The organism is Nocardia sp. NPDC050718, assembly GCF_040654235.1.
In the GTDB taxonomy this organism is placed as follows: Bacteria; Actinomycetota; Actinomycetes; order Mycobacteriales; family Mycobacteriaceae; genus Nocardia.
The window spans coordinates 208,595-233,589 of record NZ_JBFAHQ010000007.1 but is presented as its reverse complement, the minus strand read 5'-3'; the positions used below and the strand labels follow the sequence as shown (position 1 = coordinate 233,589).

Below are 24,995 nucleotides of genomic sequence, written 5' to 3'. Positions count from 1 at the left end.
TTCGGAACGGGTGGTTGGCAGTCCGTACGGACTACGCCTCCCTCGCCAGAGCTGCGGCGACTTCGTCGAGGCCGCAGGCGCGGGCCTGGACGACCAGGAGTTTGCGCATGCGGTCCGGGAGTTCGCCGCTGATGGCGACGAGGGTTTCCCAGGCGGTGTGGTCGCCGCCGCCGAGGAGTTCGACGAGGGAGTCGAGTTCGGGGAGGCCGTCGAGGAGGGTGAGGACGCGGGTTCGGGGTTCGCCTTCGACGATCAGGGCCAGGGGGAGCATGGTGGGGGCTTCGGGGCTGGCCAGGATGATCAGGTCGCGGAGGGCGGGGTCGGGTTCGGCGAGGACGCGGGTCGCGATGCAGCGCTGTTGGGCGGGGTCGAGGTGGCGGACCAGGGGGAGGAGGTCGAGCCAGAGGCCCTGGGCCAGGGAGATGTCGGAGACTCGTTGCAGGGTGGCGGGTTCGTGCATGACGGGGCGTTGGGCCAGGCGTTGGAGGCCGGTGATGGCCATGCCCGCGGCGACGGGGAGGAGGGCGTCCCAGGCGTCGAGCTGGTTGACGGCGGTGAGGAGGCCGTCGAGGATCTCGTCGTCTTGTTCGGCGACGATGTCGGCCATGCGGGCGCGTTCCTCGGGGCCGATGATGTCGAGGAGGGAGATGGCGTCGGCCCATTTCTCCTCCGCGTACATGGCGGTGACCATGCCGGGGACGCGGTCGGTGACCATGTTCAGCAGGCGTTCGGCCTGGGAGCTGTCCTCGAGGTGGAGGCCGACCTGGAGGATGTCGCTGTCGGCGGCTTGCGGGAGGGCGGCGAACAGGATGGAGTCGGGCATGGCGCCGGCCAGGCGGCCCATGGTCAGGTAGTCGCCGCGGGCGATGAGCTCTCGCGCGACCTCGGCGGCCATCGCGTCGGGGACGCGGGCGATGACTTCGGCGGCGCGTTTCGGGTCGAGCAGGACCGTCGCGTCGGCGAGGAACTTGGGGGACAGGGATTCGGCGATGCCGACCGCGCGGGCGGGCTCGACGGCGCCGGCGACCGCGGCGGCCAGGGCCGGGCCGAGTGCCTTCTCGGCGACCAGTGCGGCGATCGGCTTCGGGACGAGTTTCACGGCGGCGGCGACGCGCTGCATGCGCAGGACATCACGGCCGGACATCTCATCGCTGACCTGGTCCCGGTACGCCTTGATGGCCGAAGGGGGTTGCGTCTTCAGGTAATCCAGTTCGGCTGGGTCGACGCCGAGGACGCGGGCCAGCTTGGCGATCTCGGCGATCGTGTGTCGCACGCTGCTCATAGTCCTAGGACCTTTCGGACGGCGGGGCGGGCCAGGCGGGGGATCAGGTGCATGCCCGCTCCGAGGGCGTCGTCCATGGCGGCCTTGCGGGCGGCCAGTGCCGATTCGGTGAGGTTGTGGAGGTGGGTGAGGTCGGCGACGTCGAGGGTCGCGAAGTCCGCCGGGGGAGGGGCTCCGAGGGTCGCGGTCAGCTGGTCGAGGCGGTCCGGCACCGGGGGGCTCCTTCGATAGTGTTGTGGCAGTGGCGATTACACGATAGCGGTGGGGAACCGCTGCCGCTTCTTCGGCGAGCGGGCATCGCCGGGTACTCGGCGTTCGATTGCGACGGTGGGGCACGCTACGAACCGCCATTCGGGATCAGTCGGGATTCGTCCGCGCACGGGGCGGAGCAGGTACAGCTAGCGGAAACCGATGATGTCGAGAGTGGCGCCGCCGATCTCTTCGTTGTTCTGGCACACGACCAGGACGGCGGACGGGACGGTGGTCAGTGTCGGTTGGGTGCGGTTGGGACGGCAGGTGCTCGCGACCGGAATCGTGGTGGGGGGAAGCAGGGTTCGGCGGTCCCACACCGACAGCGTCGGCGGGGAGTCGAAGTCCAGATCGACGATCTCGTCGGTGAGGAACCCGACGGTGGAGCTCGGGGCGAGGCTCGGCACCATGCCGGGGATTCGTCGGGCGGGAGCGCCGTCGGTCGTCGTCATGGCCGCGTAGCTGCTGTAACGCGGGCCTTCGGGGTCCTTCAAACCGAGTATGACCTCGGTGCCGAGGGGATCGGCCGCGAATGGACTACCTGTTGTGTGGACCAGCGCGGTGGTGAGTTTGCCGGGGTGGTCGACGAGAACGTAGATACTGTGTTCGTCTTCGGGTTGCCGCCAGTCGACCAACACGGTGTTCGAGAGCAGGGATAGGTAGGGGCGGTTGCTCGTGTGGAGGTCGCGGCTTCCGGCCAATGCTCCGGTACTCGGGTCGATCGCGAGGATCCGCCACAGCGAGTCGGTGCACCGGATCACTCGGTAGACCGCGTTGGCCGCGACCAAGGTGTCACCTTCCCTGGGCGTGCAGTCGGACTGGACGGGGACCGACCACCGGCGTTCCGCGGTGCGAGCGTCGTATCCGGTCACCGCCGTTCGCGAGACGAGGAGTACCTCTTTCGACGTGGCGGATTCAATCAGGCTGCTCGCACGGTGGCGATGGTCGGCAGCGAAGTCGTTGTCCTCGTTGGAGTTCCACAGGATGCGGCCGGTCACGGCGTCGAAGGCGAAGACGATCGTCTCGCCGCCGCCGTACCACCGGCTGATCAGAACCGACCCGTCGGCAGTGGTGAACGGTGACTCGCGTTCGGGGGACAGCGCTCGGTGGCCGGACTGCGACCGGCGCAGATAATGCCAGCGTGGTTCGCCGGTCGCGCCGTCGAACGCGCGCAGGCCGTCGATGCTCACCACCACGAATCCGGTTCCCGCGGCGATGACCTTGCGGCCCGTGGCTTCCTGTCGTTCGTTGATCGGGGGTAATTGGAGTCGGAAGGCTTCGGTACCCAGACGGCTGGGAACAGGGCCGATCGGAGTTGGGGCGACAGTCAGGTGATCGATGTTGGCGCTGTCGTCGCCCGCGCGCACCGCGGTGATGCCCACAGCTGCCGAGACCGCCAGCCCGGCGGCGATCGCAGTCGCGAGGATACGGCGGCTGAGGGTTCTGGCCAGGCCCATGTGGATGGTGAGCAGCAGTGTGAGGATCGCGCCGGCACCTACCAAGAACGTCGCGCCGACCGCGGTAGGTAGCTGGTCGAAGTAGCGCTGCTCCGCGCGGATTACCGAGTAGCTGCTGGGCAGATGCATCCTCCAGGACATTCCGATGAGGAAAACGATCGCTAGCTCGGTGGCGCCGCTGACGCGAAGCTCCCAGGTGTGCTGGTTGTTCCACAGATCGATCGTGCGTCGTCGGCCGGCGAACCACGCGGCGACGACGATGGCGAGCACAACGGCACCGAGCACGCTGGAGATAGCGGCGAACTGCGCGGGCTGGGCCAGGGTGCTGCTCACCGCGCGGGTGGTGGCACCGAACCAGCTGTAGAGGCCGAGCAGGACACCGCCGGCGAGCAAGCCGGTGCCGATCGCGGCGGCTATCGCGCGGGCTCGGGGAAAGCGGCCGAGGGGGCGTTCCAGGGTGGGGAGCGAGGTGGGTGGATCGTCGACGGTGGTGCGTGCTTGTTCGGCGCTGGTGCTTTCCCCCACGGAACTGTCCCCTCGTCTGTTCGTTCGGCCGTGAGCGGCACGGCCGGGAACAGCGTATGCGGTCTGGATGACCGGCGCTGATCGCCCGATGCCCGCCCACCGAACTCGGCTACGCTGGAGGGGGAACGAGGGGAGCGGCCATGTCCGAGCAGCACGAAGGTGATCCGCGAGCGCGCTGGCGGGAGCTGCCGCCGGAGCCTACCGAGCTCATCGAGGAGACGACGGTCGAGACCAGGGCCGCCGATCTGGGGGTTCCCGCCGTTGATCTCACCGAGGAGTTCGTGCGCAAGTACGGGCTGTAAAGCCGATGCCGATCGCGCGCCGGCACGAGTCGGTGTGCTGAAATCGGACTACCTCCAACGTGATTGGCGCTGCGCCGGGAGGACGCGGCGATGTTCCGGGCGTCCGCCGATCGCTACAAGGCGGCGATGCTCGCCGAGTACTCCGGATACGACCCCCGGGTCCGCAACGAGCTGCTCGAATCGCTCATCACCGACTATGGGACGGAACTCGATCGGCTCATCGAGGCGGCGGTGCGTCATCGGTCGCCGCAGCATCCCGGGCCCGGGGTGATCGCTGGGGCTCCCGCCGCGCCTCGGGCGTCATCGGTACTGGCGCAGCGGTTCACGCGGCTGGTGGGGCGGATCGGGTGGAAGCGGAAGGCCCAGGGTGAGCGGTAAACCGAAGGGCGGGAAGCGGTCTGGGCCGTGGAAGGCGACTATGCGGTCGATGCCGGAGGCGGTCGCGGTGAGGACTTGGATGGAGTGCGCTTCGCCGTTCATGTAAACGGCGAAGGCGGGTTGGCCGTTCGCGGCGGTGGGGATCATGCGGACGGTGCTCGCGATGGACGGGCACTGGGTGGCGATCAGGTCCAGGATGCGGGCGCGGCCGCGGAACCAGTCGGGGATCGGGGGCATTTCCCAGACGGCCTCGGACTTCAGCAGGGTGGCGAGGGTGGCCATGTCGGCGGATTCGAAGGCGGTGGCCCAGCGGTCGAGGATCGCGCGGGTGGCGGGGTCGTCGGGTTCGGTGATGTGGTCGGCGTCGGTGGTGTGGGCGGCGAGGGTGGCGTGGGCGCGTTGCAGGGTGCTGTTGATCGCGGTCGGGGTGGTGTCGAGGAGGTCGGCCACCTCGGTCGCCTTCCAGTGCAGGACATCTCGCAGGATCAGGACGGCGCGCTGGCGGGGCGGCAAGGTCTGCCAGATCGCGATCAGGGCCAGGCGGGTGGCGTGGCGGGTGGCGACGATCGCGGCGGGGTCGGTGGATTCGGGTTCGATGAGGATGTCCGGGATGGGTTGTAGCCAGGGGACGGTGTCGGCGTCGCCGCGCAGCTGGTCGGGGTGGTCGGCGGGGCCGGTGAGCCCGGAGGGGAGGACGCGGCGGCTGCTGTGCTCGAGTGCGTTGAGGCAGGCGTTGGTGGCGATGCGGTAGAGCCAGGTGCGCAGGGACGCGCGGCCCTCGAAGTCGGCGTAGCCGCGCCAGGCGCGCAGCAAGGTCTCCTGGACCAGGTCCTCGGCGTCGTCGAGGGAGCCGAGCATGCGGTAGCAGTGGGCAAGGAGTTCGCGGCGGTAGGGCAGGGTGCGGGTCGCGAACTCGTCGGTCTGGGTCATTCGCCGTCCTTCCGGGCACAGGGGTCCCCTGCTAGTACTGACCGTCTGTCCGGCGAGAAGTCATCGGTGTGCGCGCGATGAGTTTGTCGCGGTGTCCGGTCGGTATGTGTGTGGGCTCGATCGACCGGAAGGACACCCCATGGAGATACCGACAGTGTCGAAGGCTACGCAGCGCTGGGTGCTCGCGCTGGGAGCCGTCGCTTCGATGATGGCGGCGCTGGACACCCTGGTGGTGGCGACCGCGCTGGGCACGCTGCGCGAGGATTTCGGCGCCTCGCTGGCGACCTTGGAATGGACCGTCAACGGCTACAACCTGAGCTTCGCGGTGCTGTTGATCACCGCGGCGGTGCTCGGGGACAGGTTCGGGCGGCGGCGGATGTTCGCGGTCGGGCTCGCGATCTTCGTCGCCGGATCGGCGGCGTGCGCGGTCGCGGGGTCGGCCGGGGTGCTGATCGCGGCGCGGGTCGTGCAGGGCGCGGGGGCGGCGCTGATCATGAGTTTGGCGTTGGCCTTGGTGACCGCGGCGTTCGCGCCCGAGCGGCGGGGTGGGGCGATCGGGGTGCTGGAAGGGGTGACCGGGTTGGCGGTCGCGTGTGGGCCGCTGGTCGGCGGGGCGGTCGCGGAGGGGTTGTCGTGGCAGTGGATCTTCTGGGTGAACGTGCCGCTCGGGCTGCTGGCGATTCCGCTGGTGCTGGTGCGGATTCCGGAGAGTTTCGGGCCGGACACCGCGGTCGACGGTGTCGGGTTGGGGCTGGTCACCGGTGGTGCGCTGGGCGTGGTGTGGGGGCTGGTGCGCGGCAATCTCGTGGGCTGGACCGACCCGGAGATCCTGCTGACGCTGGGTGGCGGCATCGTCGCGCTGATCGGCTTCGGGGTGTGGGAGGCACGGACGCGCACACCGATGTTCCCGGTCCGGATGTTCACGTCCCGGGGCTTCGCGGCCGGGAACGCGGCGATCTTCCTGACCTTCGCGGCGCTGTTCGGCGCGGTGTTCTTCTTCGCGCAGTTCCTGCAGATGGTGTTCCACTACGGGCCGCTGGGCGCGGGGCTGCGATTGCTGCCGTGGACCTTGACCCTGTTCTTCTGCGCGCCGCTGGCCGGGGTCCTGGCCGATCGGATCGGGGAGCGTCCGCTGATGACCGTGGGACTGACCCTCCAGGCGATCGGTCTGGGCTGGATCGCGATCGTCGCCGACCCCGCGATGGCCTACACCGCGATGATCGCGCCGCTGGTGGTGGCGGGAATCGGGGTGTCCATGGCGATTCCGACGGCGCAGAGCGCGGTGGTCGGGGCGGTCGAGCACGGCGCGATCGGGAAGGCGGCGGGCGCCAACAGCATGATGCGGGAACTCGGCGGGGTGTTCGGGATCGCCGTGGTGGTGGCGGTTTTCGCCGGATTCGGTGGGTACGGGTCGGCGGGGGAGTTCGTCGACGGGTTCGGTCCGGCGATCGCGGTGGGCGCGGCGTTGTCGTTGCTCGGTGCCGTCGTGGCGCTGGCGCTACCGGGTCGCCGGGCGCGGACGGCCGACGGCGCGGCGGCGGCGATGGTTCCGGTGTGAGCCGCGATCGCCGCGCGGGGATCTATCCGCCGGCGACGGCCGGGATGATCATCAGTTCGGTGTTCGTGGTCAGCGGGGTGTCGACGCCGTTCAAGGTGCGGCATTCGTCGCCGTCCACATAGAAATTGACGTAGCGACGCAGGGTCCCGCGCTCGTCGCGCAGGCGGCGTTCCAGGGCGGGGGACCGGTCGCGGAGAGTGTCGAGGACCTCGCGCAGGGTGGGGGCGTCGATGTCGAGTTCGTGCGCGCCGTTCGCGTAGGGGCGCAGGGCGGAGGGGAGCAGAACGCGGGCCATGGGTCAGCCGATGACGGCGGCGCGCACGCACAGGACGTCGGGGAGTTTGTCCGCGACCAGGTGCCAGTGGTCGCCTTCGTCGGGGCTGCAGTAGACCTCGCCGTTGCGGGTGCCGAAGTAGATGCCGGTGGGGTCGGCGTCGTCGGCGGTCATCGCGTCGCGCATGACGGCGGCCCAGAACGGCACCGTCGGAAGACCTTCCGTGCGCGCGGACCAAGTCCGGCCGCCGTCGTCGCTGCGGTAGACCGCGCAGGTGGCGTCGGGTGGGAAGCGGAAGCGGTCCATGTCGGCGACGAGCGGGAAGGTGTAGACGACGCCGGGACGGCGGGGGTGGGCCACGATCGGGAAGCCGAAGTTCGACGGCGGGAGGTCGGCGTCGATGGACTGCCAGGTGGTGCCGTCGTCGGTGCTGCGGAACACGCCGCCGTGATTCTGGAGGTAGAGGGTGCTGGGGGTTTCGGCGTCGCGGACGACCTTGTGCACGCACTGGCCCCATTCGGGCAGCTCGCCGGGCATGAAGTCGGCGGTGACGCCCTTGTTGGTCGGTGTCCAGGAGGCGCCGCCGTCGGCGGTCTGGTAGACGCCGCCGGTCGACATGGCCACGGCCAGGCGCCGGGTGTCGGTGGGATGCGGGAGGACGGTGTGCAGCGCCAGCCCGCCGCCGCCCGGCTCCCACTGCGGCCGGTGCGGGTGGTCCCACAGGCCTCTGACCAGCGTGAAAGTCCTTCCGCCGTCGGTGGAACGGAACAGGGCCGACGGTTCGACGCCCGCGTAGACCACCTCCGGCTCGGCCTCGGTGGCCGGTGTGATCTGCCAGACGCCTTGAAGTGCGGCGTCGGTGTCGTCGGGGAAGGCCAGTGGGGCGTCGTCGGGTTCGGTCCAGGTCGCGCCGAGATCGTCGCTGGCCACCAGCGTCGGACCGAAGTGGCTGTTGAGGACACCGGCCAGCAGGCGCGGCGGTGTGCGGCGCGTGTCGATGGCCAGGGCTTTCACATCGGCGACCGGGAACTGGGGCGGGCTCACCGTCCAGCTCACCCGGTTGTCCGAGCTGCGGGCCAGGAACAATCCCTTGCGCGTTCCGATTCCGAGAAGTACGTCCATCGCCGACCTCCAGGTCGTCAGCACCGACGCGGATGAAAATGAGCGTACTCCGCGGTGACGTAAGGGCCGCATGATCACGTTTCGTGAGGGATACTGGTCCGATCGTGCGCAACCCGCCGCACGAGCGTGACTTTTTCGCGACCATTTCGTAATCTGGCAGTGACCTTGTTCTCGACAGTAGCTGGTGATTGATAAAGTGCCTGGTCAACATCGCACCCCCGCTCCTCCGACGGGGCGCATGTCGTTGGCTGTGTGCAGCCTCGCAGCAACGGTTCCCGGCATGCTCTGGATGGCGTTCCGGCCGGGCGGGACCGAGGTGCAGCAGGTCGCGGCCGTCGTGCCGCACACCCCGTCCGCCGTCGAGGTCGACGTCCTGCCCGCGCTGACCCACGACGAGCCGACCATCGCGCCGGCTCCGGTCGCGGCCGACGACGAATCGGCGACGCTGTCCGCCTCGAAGCTCAAGTACCTGTGCTCGACGGAGTGGAAGGGCACCCAGCCCCACGTCGCGCAGGTCAGCCACATGGTGCAGAAGATGTTCGGGCTCTCCGACATCGGCGGCGCCCACGGACGATTCGACGGTGACCACGGCGCCGGCCTCGCGCTCGACATCATGACCTCGAACCCCGCGCAGGGTGATGCGATCGCCGCGTTCGTGCTGGCCAACAAGGCGCGCTTCGGCGTCACCTACGTGATCTGGCAGCAGCAGTTCAACGACGGCGGCGGCTGGTCGTACATGGAGGACCGGGGCAGCCCGACCCAGAACCACTACGACCACGTGCACGTGTCGTTCTCCTCGTACGGCGCGGCCAACCTCACCTGCTGATCTCCGGCACCGAAGTACCGGAGACCAGCCGCGGTCACTTGCCGATCGGCGCGCCGAACAGCCCGGCGAGGGTCTCGCCGACGATCGCCACCCATTCCGGCCAGGTGCGCTGATCGAGGGTCATGGTGCCGACATCGGTGAGCGTGCACCCGGACTCGACCGGCACGCCGGCGAAGCGGTCGCGCATCCACATCATCACGCTGGGGACCGCGATCGGTTCCAGTGAGAGATGCTCGCTGAGATGGTCACGGGTGTAGGTGATCCGGGCGGCGGGGTCCTGGCAGTAGGTGCCGTAGAGGGTGTTGACCGGGCCGACCGGGACCAGCCAATCCATGTTCGCCTGGTAGAGGAACACGGGCATGGTCGGCGTGGATTTGCCCATGCGGGTGCGGTCGAGGACCTTCTTCGCCTCCGGGGATTCGAGCGGGTCGCCGGGGGTGTTCAGCAGGCCCTTGATGTTCATGAAGGGGAATGACAGCGCCTGGTAGGTGACGCACATGCGATCCTTCGCGTCGAGCAGTGTCTGTGCGAGCGGGGTGCCGGTGCGGCGCAGGAAGGCGGCGAATTCCGGTTCCTCGTGGGCCAGTCCGATGATGCCGGCGAACACGACGCCCGAGGCCGCGTTGTTGTTGGCGAGGTTCACCAGCGCGCCGAGGTCGGCGTCGGTGCCGCCGGAGGCCGCGCCGACGATATTCAGCTCGGGCGCGTAGGTGGCGGCCAGTTCGGCGGCGTGCATGGTCGGGACCGAGCCGCCCGAGTAGCCCATCATGCCGACCTTCGTCGCCGCGCCGTCCAGGCCGAGCGGGCCGAAGTTCTCCGCGGCGCGGATGCCGTCGAGGGCGATGCGACCGGCGAGCGGGCCGTGGGCGAAGGCGGAATTGGGGCCCTGGTGGTCGGGAACGACGACGGCCCAGCCCTGCTGGAGCGCGACCTGCACCTCGAGGAAGGAGATCGAGGCCACCGACTGACCGGTGAGCTGGCCGGGAATCGACCACTGCTGCACCGCGTAGGAGGAGGCGCAGTACTGGCCGGTCGAGTCCTCGGCCATGTGGTAGGAGAGCAGGTTGCGGGTGCCGGGCGCGACCTCGCCGCGCGGCTTCAGCACGGTGGCCACCGACGCGATCGGCTGGTCGTAGCTGTTGCTGGAGCGGTAGGAGACCTGCCAGGCGTCGACATTGACCGGGAGCAGGGAGAAGTTGGCGACGCGGACCTCGCGCGCGGCGATGATCTCACCCGGCTGCTTGGTGGCGATCACCTCGGCCGGTGGGCGGTAGAACCCGTCGAATTCCGGGATCGCCGGGGCGCTGAGGAACGGCGGGGCCGGCTGCACCGGACCGTCGTAGGGATCGGCGAATGCCGGTGTGCCGCTGAGGATCAGCAGCGTGCCGAGCGCGGCGGCGCCCACCGTGGCGCAGCGGCGGAGCAGGCCGGTCCGCGTTCTGTCGTCGGATCTTCTTCGCGTACCGGGCACGCGGCACCCCTTCGTTCAGTTTAGACGCCATCGTCTAAATTGTGCCGCACGTTACAGCGTGCCGGAGCCGTTCGGCAAGAGGGTCAGGGCAGGGTGAGGGCGACCAGGAAGCGGGTGAGGACTTCGACCAGATCGTCGAATCCGGTGCGCGGCTCGGTGCTGCTCCACTGGTGCACCAGCGCCATCAGCGCGCCGATGAATCCGGTTGCCGCCGTGCGATATCCGCCGACGGGGGTGAAGTCCTTGCCGAGCGCGAGGCGCAATTCGGTGGCGAAGAAGTCGGCCCAGACCTCGCGCTGTTCGATCCGGTGCCGCTCGAACTCGTCGCTCACGCCGACGCACTCGACGAACGAGACGCGCGCGCGGTGGACATCGGAGCCGACCGACTCCGCGTAGGCGCGCATGGCGGCCCGCGCCCGGGTGACGAAATCGTCGGCGGCGGTGTCGGCGACCGCCGCGGCGACGGCCTGGCGCGCGTCGACCTGCACCGCGTCGTACACCGCGAGCAGCAGTTCCTCGCGATTGGCGAAGTGCTCGTAGAACTGGGCGCGGGCGAGTCCGGCGGCCTTGCAGATGCTGGTGATGGAGCTGTTGCGGTAGCCGGCGTCACCGAAGACGGCGAGTCCGGCGAGCAGGAATCGGTCGCGCCGCTGGGCTCGCCGGTCGTCGACGCGGCTGCTCGCGCGGGAAGAACTGGGGACCGTCACCGCCGTCAGGGTAGTGCGACGTCTCCTGGGCGGGTGATCAGCGTGTGGCTTTCCTGAGAGTCAACCGTTCATTTAGGCATATCCCCACGCGATCGGGGCCGCGCTCCTACGGTGAGAGTGGCTCAGTTCTGTCGAGAGGAATGTGGACATGGGACGGTTGGCGGGCAAGGTCGCGGTGATCAGCGGCGGAGCGCGGGGAATGGGCGCGGCACACGCGCGCCGGTTCGTCGCGGAGGGCGCGTCGGTGGTACTCGGTGACGTGCTCGACGACGAGGGTGCCCTCGTCGCCAAGGAACTCGGCGACGCCGCGATCTACCGGCACCTGGACGTGCGCGAGCCCGAGCAGTGGGCCGCGGTCGTGGCGGCGGCGGTCGAGACCTTCGGCGGGCTGCACGTGCTGGTGAACAACGCGGGGATCGTCAACGGGAACCTGCTCGTCGACTTCGCGCTGGAGGAGTGGCAGCGGATCATCGACATCAACCTGACCGGGACCTTCCTCGGCATGCAGGCGGCGGTGCCGGCGATGACCAGCGGCGGATCGATCGTGAACATCTCCTCGGTCGAGGGGATGCGCGGTAGCCCGGGCCTGCACGGCTACACGGCGACGAAGTTCGCGGTGCGCGGGCTCACCAAGTCGGCGGCGCTGGAACTGGCGGCGCAGGGAATCCGGGTGAATTCGGTGCATCCCGGTCTGATCAGCACGCCGATGACCGAGGGAATTCCGGCGGACTTCCTGCAGATTCCGGTGAAGCGGGCGGCCGAGCCGGACGAGGTGTCGGCGCTGGTCGCGTACCTGGCGTCGGAGGAGTCGTCGTATTCCACCGGTGCGGAGTTCGTCGTCGACGGTGGGCTCACGGTCGGGGTGCCGCACAAGAGTTTCTGAGTGGCATCGTGTCGGCGGAACCCCGCGGTTCCGCCGACCGGCACCGCGATCAGCTCAGGCGGCGGATGTCGCCGCGGACGCGGTAGAAGCCGCCGCGGGCGGATTCGGTGACGGCGTCGACGACGTAGCGGGTGCCCGCCTGGCGGATGTCGCGGGGGAACTGGACGTTCCAGCCGCGTTCGTAGCCGGGGCTGACGACGTGCACGCGCAGCGAGCCGCCGTGCTCGACGCATTCGACGACGATGCCGGTGCCCGCGTCGGCGGTGACCTCGAGGGTGCTGGAGGCGGTGACCGCCGAGATCTCGGGGGCCTTGACCGAGACGGTGCTGGGGAGCACGCCCTGGTCGGCGTCGCGGACGGCGGATTCGCTCACGTCGAGGCAGGCCAGCGCGCCGGACGTGGTGACCAGGTACAGCTTCTCGTCGTGGTACTGCATGGAGTACGCCGAACCGCAGCCGGTGGCCAGCTTCCACAGGCGGGTGCCGGTGGCGTCGAAGCAGTAGACCGAGGAGTGCGAGTCGCCGGCGAAGACGTAGCGGCCGTCGGGGGAGGCGGCGCAGGAGAAGACGGCGGCGTCGCACTGGTAGGCGCGGGTGGTGACGCCCTGCTTGGTGATCTCCTCGACGCGGTTGGCCGAGGTGCCCGCGTAGACGTCGGAGGTCTCCTGCCAGCCGAACAGGACCGAGCCGTTGGTCGGCGAATGCCATTGGGTGGCACCGGTTTCCAGGTGGTACTTGGTGACACCGGCGCTGTGGCCGTGGTAGACGCCGGTCGGGTCGAGGCGCACCATCCAGCCGGAGGAGCCGGTGCTGCGGGCCGACCACAGGGATTCCTCCTCGTGGTCGATGACGGTCAGCCCGCCCGCGGCGTCGGAGGCGGCGAGGATGCCGTCGTGGATGTCGAGCCAGTAGACGTCGGTGGCCGAGACGTCGTAGGCGGCGCGCGGGACCTTGCCCGACAGGTCGTAGACCCGGCCGTCGTCGCAGCCCGCGTAGATCCAGAAGTCGTCGGCCACCAGGCATTTCACGCCGTCGGGCAGCTGGTAGCGGTTGGTCACCACGCCGTCGGGGGTGAGGGTGTAGACCTCGCCGTTCTCGTTGCCGACCCAGCAGCGCTGCTCGTCGACGAAGATGCCGAACGCGGCCGCGCCGGAGTCGAAGCGCCACAGGACCGGAGCGCTCTTGGCGGTCGAGCGCTGGCTGGTGATCACCCGTCGCGTCACCGCGCGGCGCTGCCGCCCGCCCATCACCGCGGGCGCGTACCCCTTGCGGACCTTCTCGCCGATCTTCTTCTGTGCGGCTGACTTCGCCTTCTCCGCCGTGGCGAACGAGCTCGCCTTGGACTGACCCTGTTCCCCGATCCGGCCGAAGCGGATGTTGACCTGGGTGCCGGTGACGATCACCTCGTAGAACTTGTGCGAGGAACCGGTGTCGTCGGACAGTTCCAGGTAGGTGGTTTCGGCGGTCGTCATGGATCCTCGCTGAGCTCGTGCGTCTTTCGAACGAGCGAAAAGTAGCAAGGCACACCGACATCGCGGACACCCTCCGTGGATCCCGCGCGTTGACGCGGGTCACGGGGTGAACCGGGAGTCAGCTTCGTCGTCCCCGTGCGGGAGGTCGGACCGGTGTCAGCGGGACAATCGGCGACGCGTCCGATGTCGCCGACGCGGACTGGCCGAGTGCGACGACGACGGCGGCCCGGTTCAGTTCATCGCGAAGGCGAGGGTCCTCGACCTGAGCCAGGAGAATCTGGGCGTTCAGGAAGGCACGGTCGGCCCGCAAGGACTGCTCGACTTGCTCTGCCTGTCGCGCCAGGTGGGCGCGGGCCTTGCTCGCACGGGTGGTGATGACGCCACCGAATGTGGTCAGTAGGAGGCTGATAGTCGACACCGTCGCCGATGTCGCCACGCCGGGTGCGCCGGAATGCACGTCGTAGAGTGTGACGGCGGCGCTGGCCAGCATCATCACCGCGGTGGCGATGGTGAAGTACAAAGCCACGTGAAAAGTCTTGCTGGACTGGGTCAGCGCTTGGCACCGGAACTGCTCGAGGAACTGGCGGCTCTCGCTGGGAGCGTACGTGGCCGACTCGTCGACACTGTCTCGGACGACGTCGCCCACGGGCAGCGGTGACGCCGGAACGAACACGGTCGGAGCTGGACGATACCGGGCAGCCTGATCCCAGGCCCGCTTCCAGGGCTCGGCATCGGCGGCACCCATGGCACAGACCAGTCGGACGAAATCGAGCTTGGGCAGCGCTATCTCGCCGCCGCCCAGCAGCATCTGGATCAACGCGAAGGAGACGCCGGAGGTCGCGGCGATCTCCGCGGGGTCGGTCGGGGTGCCCTCGTGCAGCAGTCGCACCGCGAAGCCGAGCTCGGCGGGGCCCCTGACGGCATCGAGCATGAGTGAAAGGAGTTCTGCACGAAAAGGTTCCGAGCAGATGGCGGATTCGGCGGAGGTGCGGCCTGCATCGTTGTGATGCACCGGGTTGGACCTTTCTGTCGAGAGATCACCACGAGGCACTACCGCGGAGCCGATACCACACGTGTTCGATTGATCGAACACAGCCCAACCGATATCGTCGACACGGCAGTACTTCGTCGTGGATAGCTGAACACCGAGCACGCCGCCGCGAACTGCCATCACCCGTGTTCCGCCCCCTTGCCCGGGGCGGAACACGGCCATCGTCCTCGTGCCGAATTCCCCTCGGGGAAGATTCGATTGCTGGTCGCAACGCCGCAGTCCAGAACTGTAGCGCGCCGCTCCGACAAGATCACGAGTCAATAACTAGTGTGTTCCAGATCGGGTTCGATGCGAGCTTCCTCGCTCGGTGAAGCGAAGCGCAGGTGGCGGCCCGCGAAGGTTGTGAAGATCGAGGGAATCAAGATCAAAGTTCCTACCTGGTATGTAATCAATGTCACACTTGCACTACGGTGTTGGGTGGTCGATGGTGCGACCAGCTCGAGCGAATGACCTGTCAATCACGGCTGAAATGTAAATCACGCGCGCTTTGCTCACGGTAGGGTTAGCTGTGTCAAGGCTTTCTTGACGTGTGTCATGTCGGGGATGCGACGGGGAGGTTCGGTGTGGATAAGCCCTCCGACGAGCAGATTGCGAAGGTGGCGTCCGAGCTGAATCTGATTTTCGTGGCGCAGTGCGATCGGTTGGCTCGGGCGCTGCTCTCGGAATCCGGTGCGGCTGATTTCGCGTCGCCAGAACAGGTCTCGGAGCTGGAACTCACCAAGCTCCGGATTCGGCACCGCGCCAACGTCGCTGATCTCAGTGCAGCCGTGGCGGCCGCACGTATCGCGGGCGCGACCTGGGCGCAGGTGGGGCAGGCGGTCGGGTCGTCGCGACAGGCTGCGTTCGAGCGTTGGAACAAGGCGGTCAAAGCGTACGAGAACGCGACACGTGAGGGGGATCAGATCGCCGAGGACGTGCTCGACAAATACGACCCGTTCGGGATGAAGCTCTCGCCCACTGTTGCCCAGTTCCTCTCGGTCGACAGGGATTCCGCGGTCGACCGAGATTGACGCCGTCACATGCCCGCGACGTCGAGCAGCGGTGGGGGATAGACGGCGTGGGAGATCTCGGCGCGCCAAGGGCGGTGGATGGTGGGGCCGGGGAGGTGGGCTAGTTCGGGGAGCCAGGTGCGGGTGTAGGTGCCGTCGGGGTCGTAGCGGTCGGCTTGGCGGAGGGGGTTGAGGGTGCGGTTGGGGCGGGTGTCGGTGCCGGTGCCCGCGGCCCACTGCCAGTTGAGCTGGTTGTTGGCGAGGTCGGCGTCGACGAGCCAGTGCAGGAAGTGGGCGGCGCCGATGCGCCAGTCCAGGCGCAGGGATTTGGCGAAGAAGGAGGCGGTGATCAGGCGGGCGCGGCCGGGGAGCCAGCCGTCGGTGACGAGCTGGCGCATGGCGGCGTCGATGATCGGGTAGCCGGTGCGGCCTTGTTTCCAGGCGGTGACGGCGTCGGGGTCGGTGCGCACGGCGAACGGGCCGGGGCGGTAGCTGGTCCAGGCGGTGTCGGGGCGGGCCGAGAGGAGCTGGTGGTGGAAGTCGCGCCAGGCGAGCTGGCGGGCGAAGGCGTGGCCGCCCGGGTCGGACAGGTCGGTGCGGTGCACGATCTCGACGGGGGACAGGCAGCCGAAGTGTAGGTGCGGGGAGAGGTGGGAGGTGGCGTCGGCGGCGAGGTCGTCGTTGCGGTCGGCGTAGTCCGCGATCGGGCCCGCGAGCCACTTGCGCAGCAGGACCCGGCCGCTGATCTCGCCGCCGCGCGGGCAGTTCGGGGACGGGTCGCCGGTCGACAGGTCTCCGGGTGTCGGCAGGGGATCACTTGCCACGTCGGGCACCGACAGGTTGCGCGGAGTGCCGAGCGGGTGGCGCTGGTGGGCGTCGACCCAGCGCCGGAAATACGGTGTGAACACGGCGTAGTGGTCGCGGCCGGTGGCGGGGGTGAGGACGGCGGGGTCGGCGGCGGTGACGACCGCGCTGTGGGTGCGCACCACGCAGTCGGTCCCGGCGAGGCGCTCGCGCAGGGCCCGTTCGCGACGGGTGGAGTAGGCGCTGACGTCCTCGGCGAGATGCACCGCGCCCGCACCGGTCTCGGCGACGAGGCGGGCGAGTTCCTCGGTCACCTCGCCGTGGCGCACCACGAGTCTGCCGCCGATGCCGCGCAGGCGTTCGTCGAGTTCGGCCAGGGCGGAGGCGAGGAAGACGGCGCGATTGGGTGGGCAGCGGTCCGGGACGATGCGGTCGTCGACGACGAAGACCGGGATCACGGCGTCGCTCTCGCGGTGCGCGGCGGTGAGGACCGGGTTGTCGGCGGTGCGCAGGGCGCGGGTGAACAGCGCGATCGCGACGCTCATCGGGCGCACAGCGGGGTGATGTCGGAGCGGCCGCCGGTGGTCGGGGTGGTCAGGTAGATACAGGTGTTCTGGCCCGCGGCCACGATCGCGGCGTCGATGTCGTTCCAGGTGGCGGCGTCGACCGCGGGGGTGCGGGACAGCACGAAGCCGGACAGACGGCTGGGGTCGGTGACGACCGCCCAGGAGTAGTCCGGGCCGAGCGCGGTGACGATGTAGTTGGGGGCGCCGGTGCGCTGATCCTGGCCGGGCACGCCGGGGAAGGAGACGTGCAGCTGGGCGTTGGTGACGGGATCGGTCACCGTCGCGGTGCCCCGGATCTCGGCGGTGCCGCCCGACCAGGTGCGGCAGCGGTTGTAGACGCCGACGTCGCCGGCGTCGTCGAGGGTGTAGGTGGCGGTGGTGTCACCGGCGCAGTCGAGGCTGAACGGGGCCGGGATCGCGGCCAGCTGATGCCAGACGCCCAGATATCGCTCGACGTCGAGTGACGGCACGGGCGCCGGGGGCGCGGCGGAGGCGGCGGCCGGGACCAGCGCCACGGCGGCCGCCGCCGCGCAGGCGAGTAGCGGAACGGAGGAACGGGCGATGCGCACGGGAACTCCTCGGATCGTTGGTACTGACAGACTATCAATAAACGATGCATAATTGATTCATCCGGCGAGAGGAGTTCCCGATGAAACGGGAGTGGCCGTTCCGTCTGCTCGGTCTGGCGACCGCCGCCTATGGCGTGAGTGTGGCCGCACGCCCGGAGGTGCTGTTGCGGCCGTGTGGATGGGAGTCGGATCGGGCGGGCAGTCGGGCGCTGGCCCGGATGGTCGGGTGCCGGGACGCGATCTCCGGCGCGGCCATGGTGCTGGCGCCGGACGCCCGCGTCGCGCGCGCCGCCGCGGGGGTGCGCATCGCGGCCGACCTCGCCGACGCGCTGGTCCTGGGCGCGGCGGTCGAACCACGCCTGCGCCGGACCGCGATCGCGGTGCCGCTGGTCTGGGGCCTGTTCGGGGCGGTGAGCACGGCGCTGGCCTGGCCGCCGCGACCCGCCGCCACACGGCCGTGACACGCGGGCGCGGTGGCATCGGTCAGAATAGGACGATGCCCGCCGGTTCCGCCCCTGTCTCCGACGCGGCCGGGTACACAGTGCGCGCGGTCGCGGATCGTCTCGGCATCCCGACCGCCACCCTGCGCAGCTGGAATCGCCGCTACGCCATCGGGCCCGCGCAAGACCGTCCCGGCCGGCACCGGCTCTACACCGAAGCCGATATCGCCCTGCTCGAGCGCATGGTGACGCTGATCCGCGACGGCGCGAGCCCGGCCGGCGCCGCGGCGGCCGCGCGGGGGCCCGCGGTACTCGCGGGCAACCGTGCCGAGCTGATCGATGCCGCGTTCGCGCTGGATTCCTCGATCTCGGTCGACCTGGTCGAGGCGCATGTGCGCGCCTTCGGGGTGATCCGCACCTGGGACGAGCTGTGCCGCCCGGCCTTCGCCGACATCGTGGCGCGTCAGGGTGTGGGGGAGAACTGCATCGATGTCGAGCATCTGCTGTCGTGGTCGATCGCGGCGGTGATGCAGCGGGTGCAGACCGCGCCGGTGGTCGCCGACCGGACCGTCGTCCTCGCCTGCACCGGCGGGGAGACCCATTCGCTGCCGCTGGAAGTGCTGCGCGCGGCACTGGCCGAGCAGGGCGTCGGCGCCCGGATGCTGGGCGCCGATGTGCCGACGATCGCGCTGGTCGGCGCGCTGGCCCGACCCGCCGGACCCACCTCGTTGCTGCTGTGGTCGCAGCGGGAATCGACGGCGCTGACCTCGGCCGTGCTGGCCGGTCTCGACGCGGGCGCGCGGGTCTGCGTCGGCGGCCCCGGCTGGGACGTGGCGCTGCTGCCGCCGTCGGTCGCGCGGATCGCCTCGCTCGCTGGCGCGGTCGAGGCGTTGCGCTGACGGCTGGCCGCCGCGCATCAAACGATGCATAATTGATTCAAATCGGGTGGATCGGCCGCCCGTAGTCCGGGGACGACCGGAGGAATCGCATGCACGCATCGAATGGGCAACGCCGGGTAGCGGTGATCGGCAGCGGAGTCGCGGGGCTCACGGCCGCCTGGGTGCTCGCCCGCTCGGCCGAGGTCACGCTCTACGAGGCGCAGGGCCGTCTCGGCGGGCACGCCGACACGCACCGCGTGGTCGCGGGCAACGGCGAAACCCTCGGCGTGGACACCGGATTCATCGTGCACAACGACCGCACCTACCCGACGCTGCGGCGGCTGTTCGGCGAACTCGGCATCGTCACCGGGGAGACCGACATGAGCCTTTCGGTGCGCTGTGACGGCTGCGGTCTCGAATACGCCGGGGCGCGCGGGCTGCCGGGACTGTTCCCGCGCCCCGGGCAGCTGGTCCGGGGCCGGTATCTGCGGCTGCTCGCCGAGGTGCCGCGATTCCACCGCCTGGCCCGCGCCGAACTCGCCACGAGCGCGGCGACCGAACGCACGGTGGCCGAATTCCTGGCCGACGGCGGATTCTCCACCTACTTCCGCACCCACTTCCTGGCGCCGCTCATCGCGGCGGTCTGGTCCTGCGATCCGCGCACCGCGCTGCGCTACCCGGCCCGCTACCTGTTCACCTTCCTCGACCATCACGGCATGCTGACGGTGTTCGGCTCACCCACCTGGCGCACGGTCACCGGCGGATCGGCGACCTATGTCGCCGCGGTCGCCGAGCGCCTGCACCGGGTCCAAGTCGCCACCCCGGTCCGGGCACTGCATCGGCATCCGGACGGGGTCACCGTCCGCACCGCCGACGACGGTGTCGACGACTTCGACGCCGCGGTCGTCGCGACCCATCCCCACGAGGCCCTGGCCCTGCTCGCCGAACCGACCGCCGCCGAACGCGGCATCCTCGCGGCGATGCCCTACTCGGTGAATCACACCGTCCTGCACACCGATTCCCGCCTGCTGCCGCGCGCTCCCGGCGCCCGTGCGTCCTGGAACTACCGCCTGCCCGCCTGCGCCGCCGAGCCCGACCGCGTCCTGGTCACCTACGACCTCACCAGGCTCCAGCGCCTCGACGACACCGGCGACCGGCGCTTCCTGGTGACCCTGGGCGACGGCGACCGCATCGATCCCGGCGCGGTGCTCGAGACCATGACCTACGAACACCCGCTCTACACTCCGGAATCGGTGGCCGCCCGCGCTCGGACAGGCGAACTCGGCTGTGCCCGAACGGCCTTCGCGGGCGCCTACCACGGGTGGGGATTCCACGAGGACGGCGCGCTGTCGGGCCTGCGCGCCGCCGAGCGGCTCGGCGGACGCTGGACGGGACCGGTACCCGAGCTGGTGGCGGCCACATGAGCGCCCGCCTGATCCGCACCGACATCCGGCACACCCGGCTGGCGCCGATCCGGCACACCTTCCGCTATCGCGGGCACAGCTGGCTGGTCGATCTGGACCACATGCCCCGATTTCCGTGGTGGCTGCGGCCGTTCGCGGGTTTCGACGCGGGCGACCACCTGGGCGAACGCGGTGGATCACTGCGCGCCGCCGTCGACAGGTACCTGGCCACCGAGGACATCGACCTGCGGGGTGGGCGAGTGCTCATGCTGGCAGGCGCGCGCGCCTTCGGGTACGTCTTCGATCCGCTGACGCTGTACTGGTGCCGCGACCACACCGGCGCGCCGGTGTGCGTGATCGCCGAGGTGCGCAACACCTACGGCGGCGCGCACCGCTACCTGCTGCGGCCCGACGACGACGGTCGCGCCCGGGTCGGCAAGGAGTTCTACGTCTCGCCGTTCAACCCGGTGGCGGGGGAGTACCGGCTGCGCGTGCCCGAGCCGGATGCGGCGCTGCGGGTGTCGATCACCCTGGTGACCGACCGGCCGATCTTCGCCGCCACCGTCGTGGGCCGCTGCGTGCCCGCCACCACCGGCGCGATCCTGCGCGCCGTGCTGACCGATCCGATCCCGCCGCTGCTCGTGGCCGCGCGTATCCGCTGGCAGGGCGTGCGGCTCTGGGCGCGGGGACTGCCTGTCGTGCCGCGTCCGGTGGCCGTGCCCGAGGAGGCGCTCCGATGACGACCGTGGACACCACCGCGAATCCCGCTGTGCCGGAGCATGATCGGTGGGACCTGGCCGTGCCGCGCGGGCTGCGGGCGTGTGTGTCGGCGATGGCGGTCGATCCGCTGGTGCGCCGCCTGACCCGGCGGCTGCCGCTGGCGGTGCGCTATCCCGACGGCACCGTCGTCGGCGCGCCCACCGGGGTGCCGTGCCTGGTGCTGCACCGGCCCGGCGACTTCGCCGCCCGGGTCGGCGCGGCCGGGCTCATCGGTTTCGGTGAGTCGTACATGGCAGGCGACTGGGACGCGCCCGATCTCGTCGGCGTGCTGACCGTGCTCGCCGCCCACATCGACGAGCTGGTGCCACGGTCGCTGGCCCGGCTGCGCCGCCTCTACGTCGCCGGACATCCGGCCGCCGAACGCAATTCCGAGGCCAACACGCGCGGCAACATCGCCCGGCACTACGACCTGTCCAACGACTTCTTCGGGCTGTTCCTCGACGAGACCATGACCTATTCGGCCGCGCTGTTCGCCGATCCGGCCGCCGATCTCGCCACCGCCCAGCGCGCCAAGATCGACCGCCTGCTCGACCGCGCGCACGTGCGCTCCGGCACCCGGCTGCTCGAAATCGGCACCGGCTGGGGTGAACTCGCGGTCCGGGCGGCCGCGCGCGGCGCACGCGTGCACACCGTGACGCTGTCGACCGAACAGCGGACGGCGGCGCTGGAACGGGTGGCGGCGGCCGGACTGACGGAGCGGGTGCGGGTCGACCTGCTCGACTACCGCAGCGTGCGCGGCACCTACGACGCCGTGGTCTCGGTGGAGATGATCGAGGCGGTCGGCTACGAGTACCTCGACACCTATTTCGCGACCATCGGCCGGGTGCTCGCGCCGGGCGGCCGGGCCGCGATCCAGGCCATCACCATGCCGCACGAGCGCATGCTCGCCACCCGGCACACCTACACCTGGATTCAGAAGTACATCTTCCCCGGTGGATTCCTGCCGTCGGTGCGGGCGATCGAGGCATCCGTCGCGCGGGCGACGGATCTGTGTGTGCGCGAGGAGTTCTCGATGGGCGCGCAGTACGCACGGACCCTGCGGATGTGGCGGGAACGGTTCGAGAACGCGCGGACGGAGGTCGGCGGGCTCGGGTTCGACGAGACGTTCGTGCGGATGTGGCGGTTGTATCTGGCGTACTCGGAGGCGGGCTTCCGGTCGGGGTATCTCGACGTCGGGCAGTTCGTCCTCGCGCGGGGGTGAGTCAGCGACCGAGCAGGTGACGCAGCGTCTGTTCGAGGTCGGGGCCGCGGAAGATGTGGCCCGCCGCGGCCAATCGGGCCGGGGATACTCGCTGACTCGCCGCGGCCAGCTCCCGCGCGCCCTGCTCGCCCAGCAGCAGCGCCGGGCCGAACGACGGGACCGGGAGCAGGGCGGGCCGGTGCAGGACCCGGGCCAGCACCTCGGTGTAGTCGCTGTTGCGGACCGGATCGGGGGCGACCGCGTTGACCGGGCCGACGAGCGAATCATCCCAGAGCGCACGGTGATAGATGTCGAGCAGATCGTCGAGACCGATCCAGGACAGCCACTGGGTGCCGTCGCCGATCCGGCCGCCCAGACCCGCCGTGAACAGGGGGCGCAGCAGCCGCAGTGTTCCGCCGGTGGGTGATTGGACGATGCCGGTGCGGACCTGCACCACGCGGCCGCCGGCGGCCGCGCTCGCCGCCTCCCAGCCGGTCACCACCTCGGCGAGGAAACCGTCACCGGGATCGGCTGTCTCGGTGAGGATCTCGTCGCCCCGGTCGTAGCCGTAATAGCCGATGGCGGAAGCGGAGACGAAGGTGCCGACGCCGCAGCGGGCCGCGGTCTCGGCAAGCGCCTGGGTCGGGCCGATCCGGCTGTCGGCGATGGCGCGGCGGTGCGCCTCGGTGAACCGGCCCGCGATCGGCGCGCCCGCCAGGTGCACCACCGCGTCGACGCCGTCGAGCAGGTCCGGCGCGGGATCGGCCGGGTCCCAGCGGCGTTCGGCGGGACCGGACGGCGCGTGGCGCACGAGCCGGACGACCTGATGACCGCCGGTCGACAGGAACGCGCACAGCGCCGTGCCGACCATGCCGGTCGCGCCGCTGACCGCGATGGTGCGCGCGGTGAAACCCGCCTCGGCGGCGCGCCGGTGGGCGGCGAGGTCGTCGGCGAGCTGGCGGTAGCGGTAGTCGAACATCGGGCGCAGCAGACGGGCGGGGAGTGGGGTGTCGACGTGGTCGGCCACGCGGGTGTGGGTGTCGTCGACGGCGGTGAAGTCGTGGGTGTGCCGCCACGGCAGCAGGCGGCCGACCGGTGCGGAGGCCAGGCCCTCGACCGCGGTCGCGTCGGCGAAACGGTGGGGCGGGTCGTAGGCGGCCGGATCGTGTCGCGCGACCCAGCGCAGGCCGCCCGGCAGACCGAGCACGGCGGCGCCCCGGGCCAAATCGTCGGACTCGCTGAGCAGCCGGACCGGCTGCCAGGGCGGCGCCAGGCGGGTGAACGCGCCGGGCCGGGCGAACCAGGCGAAGACCTCGTCGCGGGGTGCGGAGACAACCATCGAACAGTCGATGCCCATCACTCGACTCTAGCCCCGATCCGCCATCGATGAAACGTTTGTGCATCGTTTCTCGCGGTATTCTGGGAGAGTGAGCACGAACAGTGGGAAAAACGATGCGAACTTCGAGCCGTCGTTCGTCGACGCGTCGCTGGACCGGACCGTGCTTCCCGGCTATAGCAGGCTCGGGATCGCGCTGCGACGGCGCACTTGGCCGGAACCCGACCCTTCGCCCGACGCGCTGCGCGGGCGGCGAGCCGTGGTCACCGGGGCCAACAGCGGCATCGGGCTGGCCGTCGCGGACGGATTGGCGGAGCTGGGAGCCTCGGTCGTGCTGGCCGTTCGGAGCCCGCGGCGCGGCGAGGACGCGGCGGCCGGACTGCGCCGACGGCATCCGGGGATCACGGTGACGGTGGTGGAATGCGATGTCGCCGAACCCGATTCGGTGCGGCGCTGCGCCGCCGAACTCGGCGAGACCCCGATCGACGTCCTGGTGCACAACGCGGGCGTGCTCCCGGCACAGCGACAGGAGACGAGCACCGGGCACGAACTCACCTTCGCCACCCACGTGCTCGGGCCGCTGCTGCTGACCGAGCTGGTCCGTCCCCTGCTGGCGGCCGCGCACGGGGCTCGGGTGGTGCTGATGTCCTCCGGCGGGATGTACGCCCAGCCACTGATGACCGACGACCCCGACTACCGGCGCGGCGAATACCGGGGCGCGCGGGCTTACGCGCGCACCAAACGGATGCAGGTCGCGCTCACGCCCCTGCTGGCCGCCGAGCTCGCCGACGAGCGGACGTGGGTGCACGCCGTGCACCCCGGCTGGGTCGACACCCCCGGCATCGCCGACGCGCTGCCCCGATTCCGCCGCGTCACCCGGCCGCTGCTGCGCACTCCGGCCGAGGGCGCCGACACCGCGATCTGGCTCGCCGCCACCGCACGGCCGGTGCCCTCGGGCCGGTTCTGGCACGACCGCCGGATCCGCCCGCTGCACCTGCGGCGCGGCACCCGCTACACCGAGGCCGAGGCCGCCGCGCTGTGGCGGGACTGCCGGGCCATGATCGGCGTGCCGGAGTCCACCTGACCGACACGGTGAAGGGCGGCGGTTCCACGGAACCGCCGCCCTTCCTATCAGATCGATCAGCCGAAATGGCAGACGTAGTGCAGGGTCTCGACGACCTCGATGTCGAAGGCGCTGTTGCCGGGAACCGAGAACGACTCGCCACCACGGAAGACCTTCGGCTCGGTCTCGCCGGGCAGGGTCACCTTCGCCTCACCCTCGATGAGCTCCATGATCTCCGGGGCGCCGGTGGTGAAGGTCAGGGTGGCGGGCAGGATCACGCCGACGGACTTCGAGGTGCCGTCGGGCAGCTCGATGTTGTGGCTGACGCACTTGCCGTCGAAATAGACATTGGCCTTCTTGACGACGGAGACGTTCTCGAACTTCGACATGGGTCCTTCCGGGGGTGAGGGGACCCTTAGTCTACTGGCGGGGGGGGGCGGGCCCCCCCCCCCCCCCCCCCCCGCAGACACCACTAACTCCGCGGAGCGGGCGACGGTCATA

At 70.1% G+C, this 24,995-nt stretch carries 25 protein-coding genes; 11 read left to right on the top strand and 14 right to left on the bottom strand.

What is annotated here, in order from left to right; genetic code table 11:
- Positions 1 to 31: 31 nt before the first annotated feature.
- The 3 genes from AB0H54_RS28410 to AB0H54_RS28400 all read right to left on the bottom strand — a co-directional run bounded on the left by AB0H54_RS28410 (position 32) and on the right by AB0H54_RS28400 (position 3,513).
- Complete coding sequence (locus AB0H54_RS28410; protein ID WP_357349412.1) at positions 32 to 1,282, bottom strand: hypothetical protein; 1,251 nt, start codon at positions 1,280 to 1,282, stop codon at positions 32 to 34.
- Positions 1,279 to 1,494 carry a hypothetical protein gene (locus AB0H54_RS28405; RefSeq protein ID WP_355279858.1) on the bottom strand — a complete coding sequence of 72 codons (216 nt, stop codon included), beginning with the start codon at positions 1,492 to 1,494 and terminating at the stop codon, positions 1,279 to 1,281. Before AB0H54_RS28405 ends, AB0H54_RS28410 begins: the two co-directional genes overlap by 4 nt.
- Positions 1,495 to 1,680: 186 nt before the next feature.
- Positions 1,681 to 3,513: a PQQ-binding-like beta-propeller repeat protein gene (locus AB0H54_RS28400; protein ID WP_357349410.1), complete on the bottom strand. Its 1,833-nt coding sequence runs from the start codon at positions 3,511 to 3,513 to the stop codon at positions 1,681 to 1,683.
- 140 nt (positions 3,514 to 3,653) lie between these two features.
- Here AB0H54_RS28400 and AB0H54_RS28395 point away from each other — a divergent pair, with 140 nt between their 5' ends.
- Positions 3,654 to 3,815 (top strand): hypothetical protein, encoded by a 162-nt coding sequence (locus AB0H54_RS28395; protein WP_357349408.1) that lies wholly within the window; start codon positions 3,654 to 3,656, stop codon positions 3,813 to 3,815.
- Positions 3,816 to 4,115: 300 nt separating this feature from the next.
- Here the strand turns inward: AB0H54_RS28395 and AB0H54_RS28390 are convergent, their stop codons facing one another.
- The gene (locus tag AB0H54_RS28390; protein ID WP_357349406.1) at positions 4,116 to 5,123 is read right to left on the bottom strand and encodes a sigma-70 family RNA polymerase sigma factor; all 1,008 of its coding nucleotides are present in this window, start codon (positions 5,121 to 5,123) and stop codon (positions 4,116 to 4,118) included.
- A gap of 139 nt (positions 5,124 to 5,262) precedes the next feature.
- Between AB0H54_RS28390 and AB0H54_RS28385 the strand changes: the two genes are divergently transcribed.
- Positions 5,263 to 6,681 carry an MFS transporter gene (locus AB0H54_RS28385; RefSeq protein WP_357349404.1) on the top strand — a complete coding sequence of 473 codons (1,419 nt, stop codon included), beginning with the start codon at positions 5,263 to 5,265 and terminating at the stop codon, positions 6,679 to 6,681.
- Between the two features lie 22 nt (positions 6,682 to 6,703).
- Here AB0H54_RS28385 and AB0H54_RS28380 read toward each other — a convergent pair whose 3' ends face one another.
- Both AB0H54_RS28380 and AB0H54_RS28375 read right to left on the bottom strand, forming a co-directional pair.
- A complete protein-coding gene (locus AB0H54_RS28380; protein ID WP_355279879.1) occupies positions 6,704 to 6,976 on the bottom strand; it encodes a MoaD/ThiS family protein in 273 nt (90 codons plus the stop codon).
- 3 nt (positions 6,977 to 6,979) lie between these two features.
- The gene (locus AB0H54_RS28375; protein WP_357349402.1) at positions 6,980 to 8,077 is read right to left on the bottom strand and encodes an exo-alpha-sialidase; all 1,098 of its coding nucleotides are present in this window, start codon (positions 8,075 to 8,077) and stop codon (positions 6,980 to 6,982) included.
- A gap of 280 nt (positions 8,078 to 8,357) precedes the next feature.
- Between AB0H54_RS28375 and AB0H54_RS28370 the strand changes: the two genes are divergently transcribed.
- The gene (locus AB0H54_RS28370; RefSeq protein WP_357349400.1) at positions 8,358 to 8,903 is read left to right on the top strand and encodes a hypothetical protein; all 546 of its coding nucleotides are present in this window, start codon (positions 8,358 to 8,360) and stop codon (positions 8,901 to 8,903) included.
- 34 nt (positions 8,904 to 8,937) lie between these two features.
- Here AB0H54_RS28370 and AB0H54_RS28365 read toward each other — a convergent pair whose 3' ends face one another.
- The gene (locus AB0H54_RS28365; RefSeq protein WP_357349477.1) at positions 8,938 to 10,233 is read right to left on the bottom strand and encodes a lipase family protein; all 1,296 of its coding nucleotides are present in this window, start codon (positions 10,231 to 10,233) and stop codon (positions 8,938 to 8,940) included.
- A 224-nt stretch (positions 10,234 to 10,457) separates the two neighbouring features.
- Positions 10,458 to 11,081 carry a TetR/AcrR family transcriptional regulator gene (locus AB0H54_RS28360; protein ID WP_357349398.1) on the bottom strand — a complete coding sequence of 208 codons (624 nt, stop codon included), beginning with the start codon at positions 11,079 to 11,081 and terminating at the stop codon, positions 10,458 to 10,460.
- Between the two features lie 148 nt (positions 11,082 to 11,229).
- Here AB0H54_RS28360 and AB0H54_RS28355 point away from each other — a divergent pair, with 148 nt between their 5' ends.
- A complete protein-coding gene (locus AB0H54_RS28355; protein WP_357349396.1) occupies positions 11,230 to 11,964 on the top strand; it encodes a glucose 1-dehydrogenase in 735 nt (244 codons plus the stop codon).
- Positions 11,965 to 12,013: 49 nt separating this feature from the next.
- On the opposite strand, the gene AB0H54_RS28350 is transcribed toward AB0H54_RS28355, so the two are convergent.
- Together AB0H54_RS28350 and AB0H54_RS28345 are read right to left on the bottom strand one after the other, a co-directional pair.
- A complete protein-coding gene (locus AB0H54_RS28350; protein WP_357349394.1) occupies positions 12,014 to 13,435 on the bottom strand; it encodes a WGR domain-containing protein in 1,422 nt (473 codons plus the stop codon).
- A gap of 118 nt (positions 13,436 to 13,553) precedes the next feature.
- Positions 13,554 to 14,447 (bottom strand): hypothetical protein, encoded by an 894-nt coding sequence (locus AB0H54_RS28345; protein WP_357349392.1) that lies wholly within the window; start codon positions 14,445 to 14,447, stop codon positions 13,554 to 13,556.
- Between the two features lie 602 nt (positions 14,448 to 15,049).
- On the opposite strand from AB0H54_RS28345, the gene AB0H54_RS28340 reads away from it, so the two are divergent.
- On the top strand, positions 15,050 to 15,496 hold the full coding sequence (locus AB0H54_RS28340) for a hypothetical protein (RefSeq protein WP_357349391.1): 447 nt from the start codon (positions 15,050 to 15,052) through the stop codon (positions 15,494 to 15,496).
- A 5-nt stretch (positions 15,497 to 15,501) separates the two neighbouring features.
- Here AB0H54_RS28340 and AB0H54_RS28335 read toward each other — a convergent pair whose 3' ends face one another.
- Together AB0H54_RS28335 and AB0H54_RS28330 are read right to left on the bottom strand one after the other, a co-directional pair.
- Positions 15,502 to 16,824 (bottom strand): deoxyribodipyrimidine photo-lyase, encoded by a 1,323-nt coding sequence (locus tag AB0H54_RS28335; RefSeq protein ID WP_357349389.1) that lies wholly within the window; start codon positions 16,822 to 16,824, stop codon positions 15,502 to 15,504.
- Complete coding sequence (locus tag AB0H54_RS28330; protein ID WP_357349387.1) at positions 16,821 to 17,414, bottom strand: lipocalin family protein; 594 nt, start codon at positions 17,412 to 17,414, stop codon at positions 16,821 to 16,823. The genes AB0H54_RS28335 and AB0H54_RS28330 overlap by 4 nt, the downstream gene beginning before the upstream one ends.
- Before the next feature lie 80 nt (positions 17,415 to 17,494).
- On the opposite strand from AB0H54_RS28330, the gene AB0H54_RS28325 reads away from it, so the two are divergent.
- The 5 genes from AB0H54_RS28325 (at position 17,495) to AB0H54_RS28305 (ending at position 22,116) form a co-directional block, all read left to right on the top strand.
- Positions 17,495 to 17,875, top strand: coding sequence for a hypothetical protein (locus AB0H54_RS28325; RefSeq protein WP_357349385.1), 381 nt, complete (start codon positions 17,495 to 17,497; stop codon positions 17,873 to 17,875).
- Positions 17,876 to 17,910: 35 nt separating this feature from the next.
- Positions 17,911 to 18,753 (top strand): MerR family transcriptional regulator, encoded by an 843-nt coding sequence (locus AB0H54_RS28320; protein ID WP_357349383.1) that lies wholly within the window; start codon positions 17,911 to 17,913, stop codon positions 18,751 to 18,753.
- Positions 18,754 to 18,842: 89 nt separating this feature from the next.
- Complete coding sequence (locus tag AB0H54_RS28315; protein WP_357349381.1) at positions 18,843 to 20,156, top strand: FAD-dependent oxidoreductase; 1,314 nt, start codon at positions 18,843 to 18,845, stop codon at positions 20,154 to 20,156.
- Entirely contained in the window at positions 20,153 to 20,875 is a 723-nt protein-coding gene (locus tag AB0H54_RS28310) for a DUF1365 domain-containing protein (protein ID WP_357349380.1), read from the top strand. Before AB0H54_RS28315 ends, AB0H54_RS28310 begins: the two co-directional genes overlap by 4 nt.
- Entirely contained in the window at positions 20,872 to 22,116 is a 1,245-nt protein-coding gene (locus AB0H54_RS28305; protein WP_357349378.1) for a cyclopropane-fatty-acyl-phospholipid synthase family protein, read from the top strand. The genes AB0H54_RS28310 and AB0H54_RS28305 overlap by 4 nt, the downstream gene beginning before the upstream one ends.
- A 1-nt stretch (position 22,117) precedes the next feature.
- Here AB0H54_RS28305 and AB0H54_RS28300 read toward each other — a convergent pair whose 3' ends face one another.
- Positions 22,118 to 23,452, bottom strand: coding sequence for a TIGR01777 family oxidoreductase (locus tag AB0H54_RS28300; RefSeq protein WP_357349376.1), 1,335 nt, complete (start codon positions 23,450 to 23,452; stop codon positions 22,118 to 22,120).
- 70 nt (positions 23,453 to 23,522) lie between these two features.
- Here AB0H54_RS28300 and AB0H54_RS28295 point away from each other — a divergent pair, with 70 nt between their 5' ends.
- Positions 23,523 to 24,515 (top strand): SDR family NAD(P)-dependent oxidoreductase, encoded by a 993-nt coding sequence (locus AB0H54_RS28295; RefSeq protein WP_357349374.1) that lies wholly within the window; start codon positions 23,523 to 23,525, stop codon positions 24,513 to 24,515.
- 56 nt (positions 24,516 to 24,571) lie between these two features.
- Here AB0H54_RS28295 and AB0H54_RS28290 read toward each other — a convergent pair whose 3' ends face one another.
- A complete protein-coding gene (locus AB0H54_RS28290; protein WP_218715933.1) occupies positions 24,572 to 24,883 on the bottom strand; it encodes a pyrimidine/purine nucleoside phosphorylase in 312 nt (103 codons plus the stop codon).
- Positions 24,884 to 24,995 lie beyond the last annotated feature (112 nt).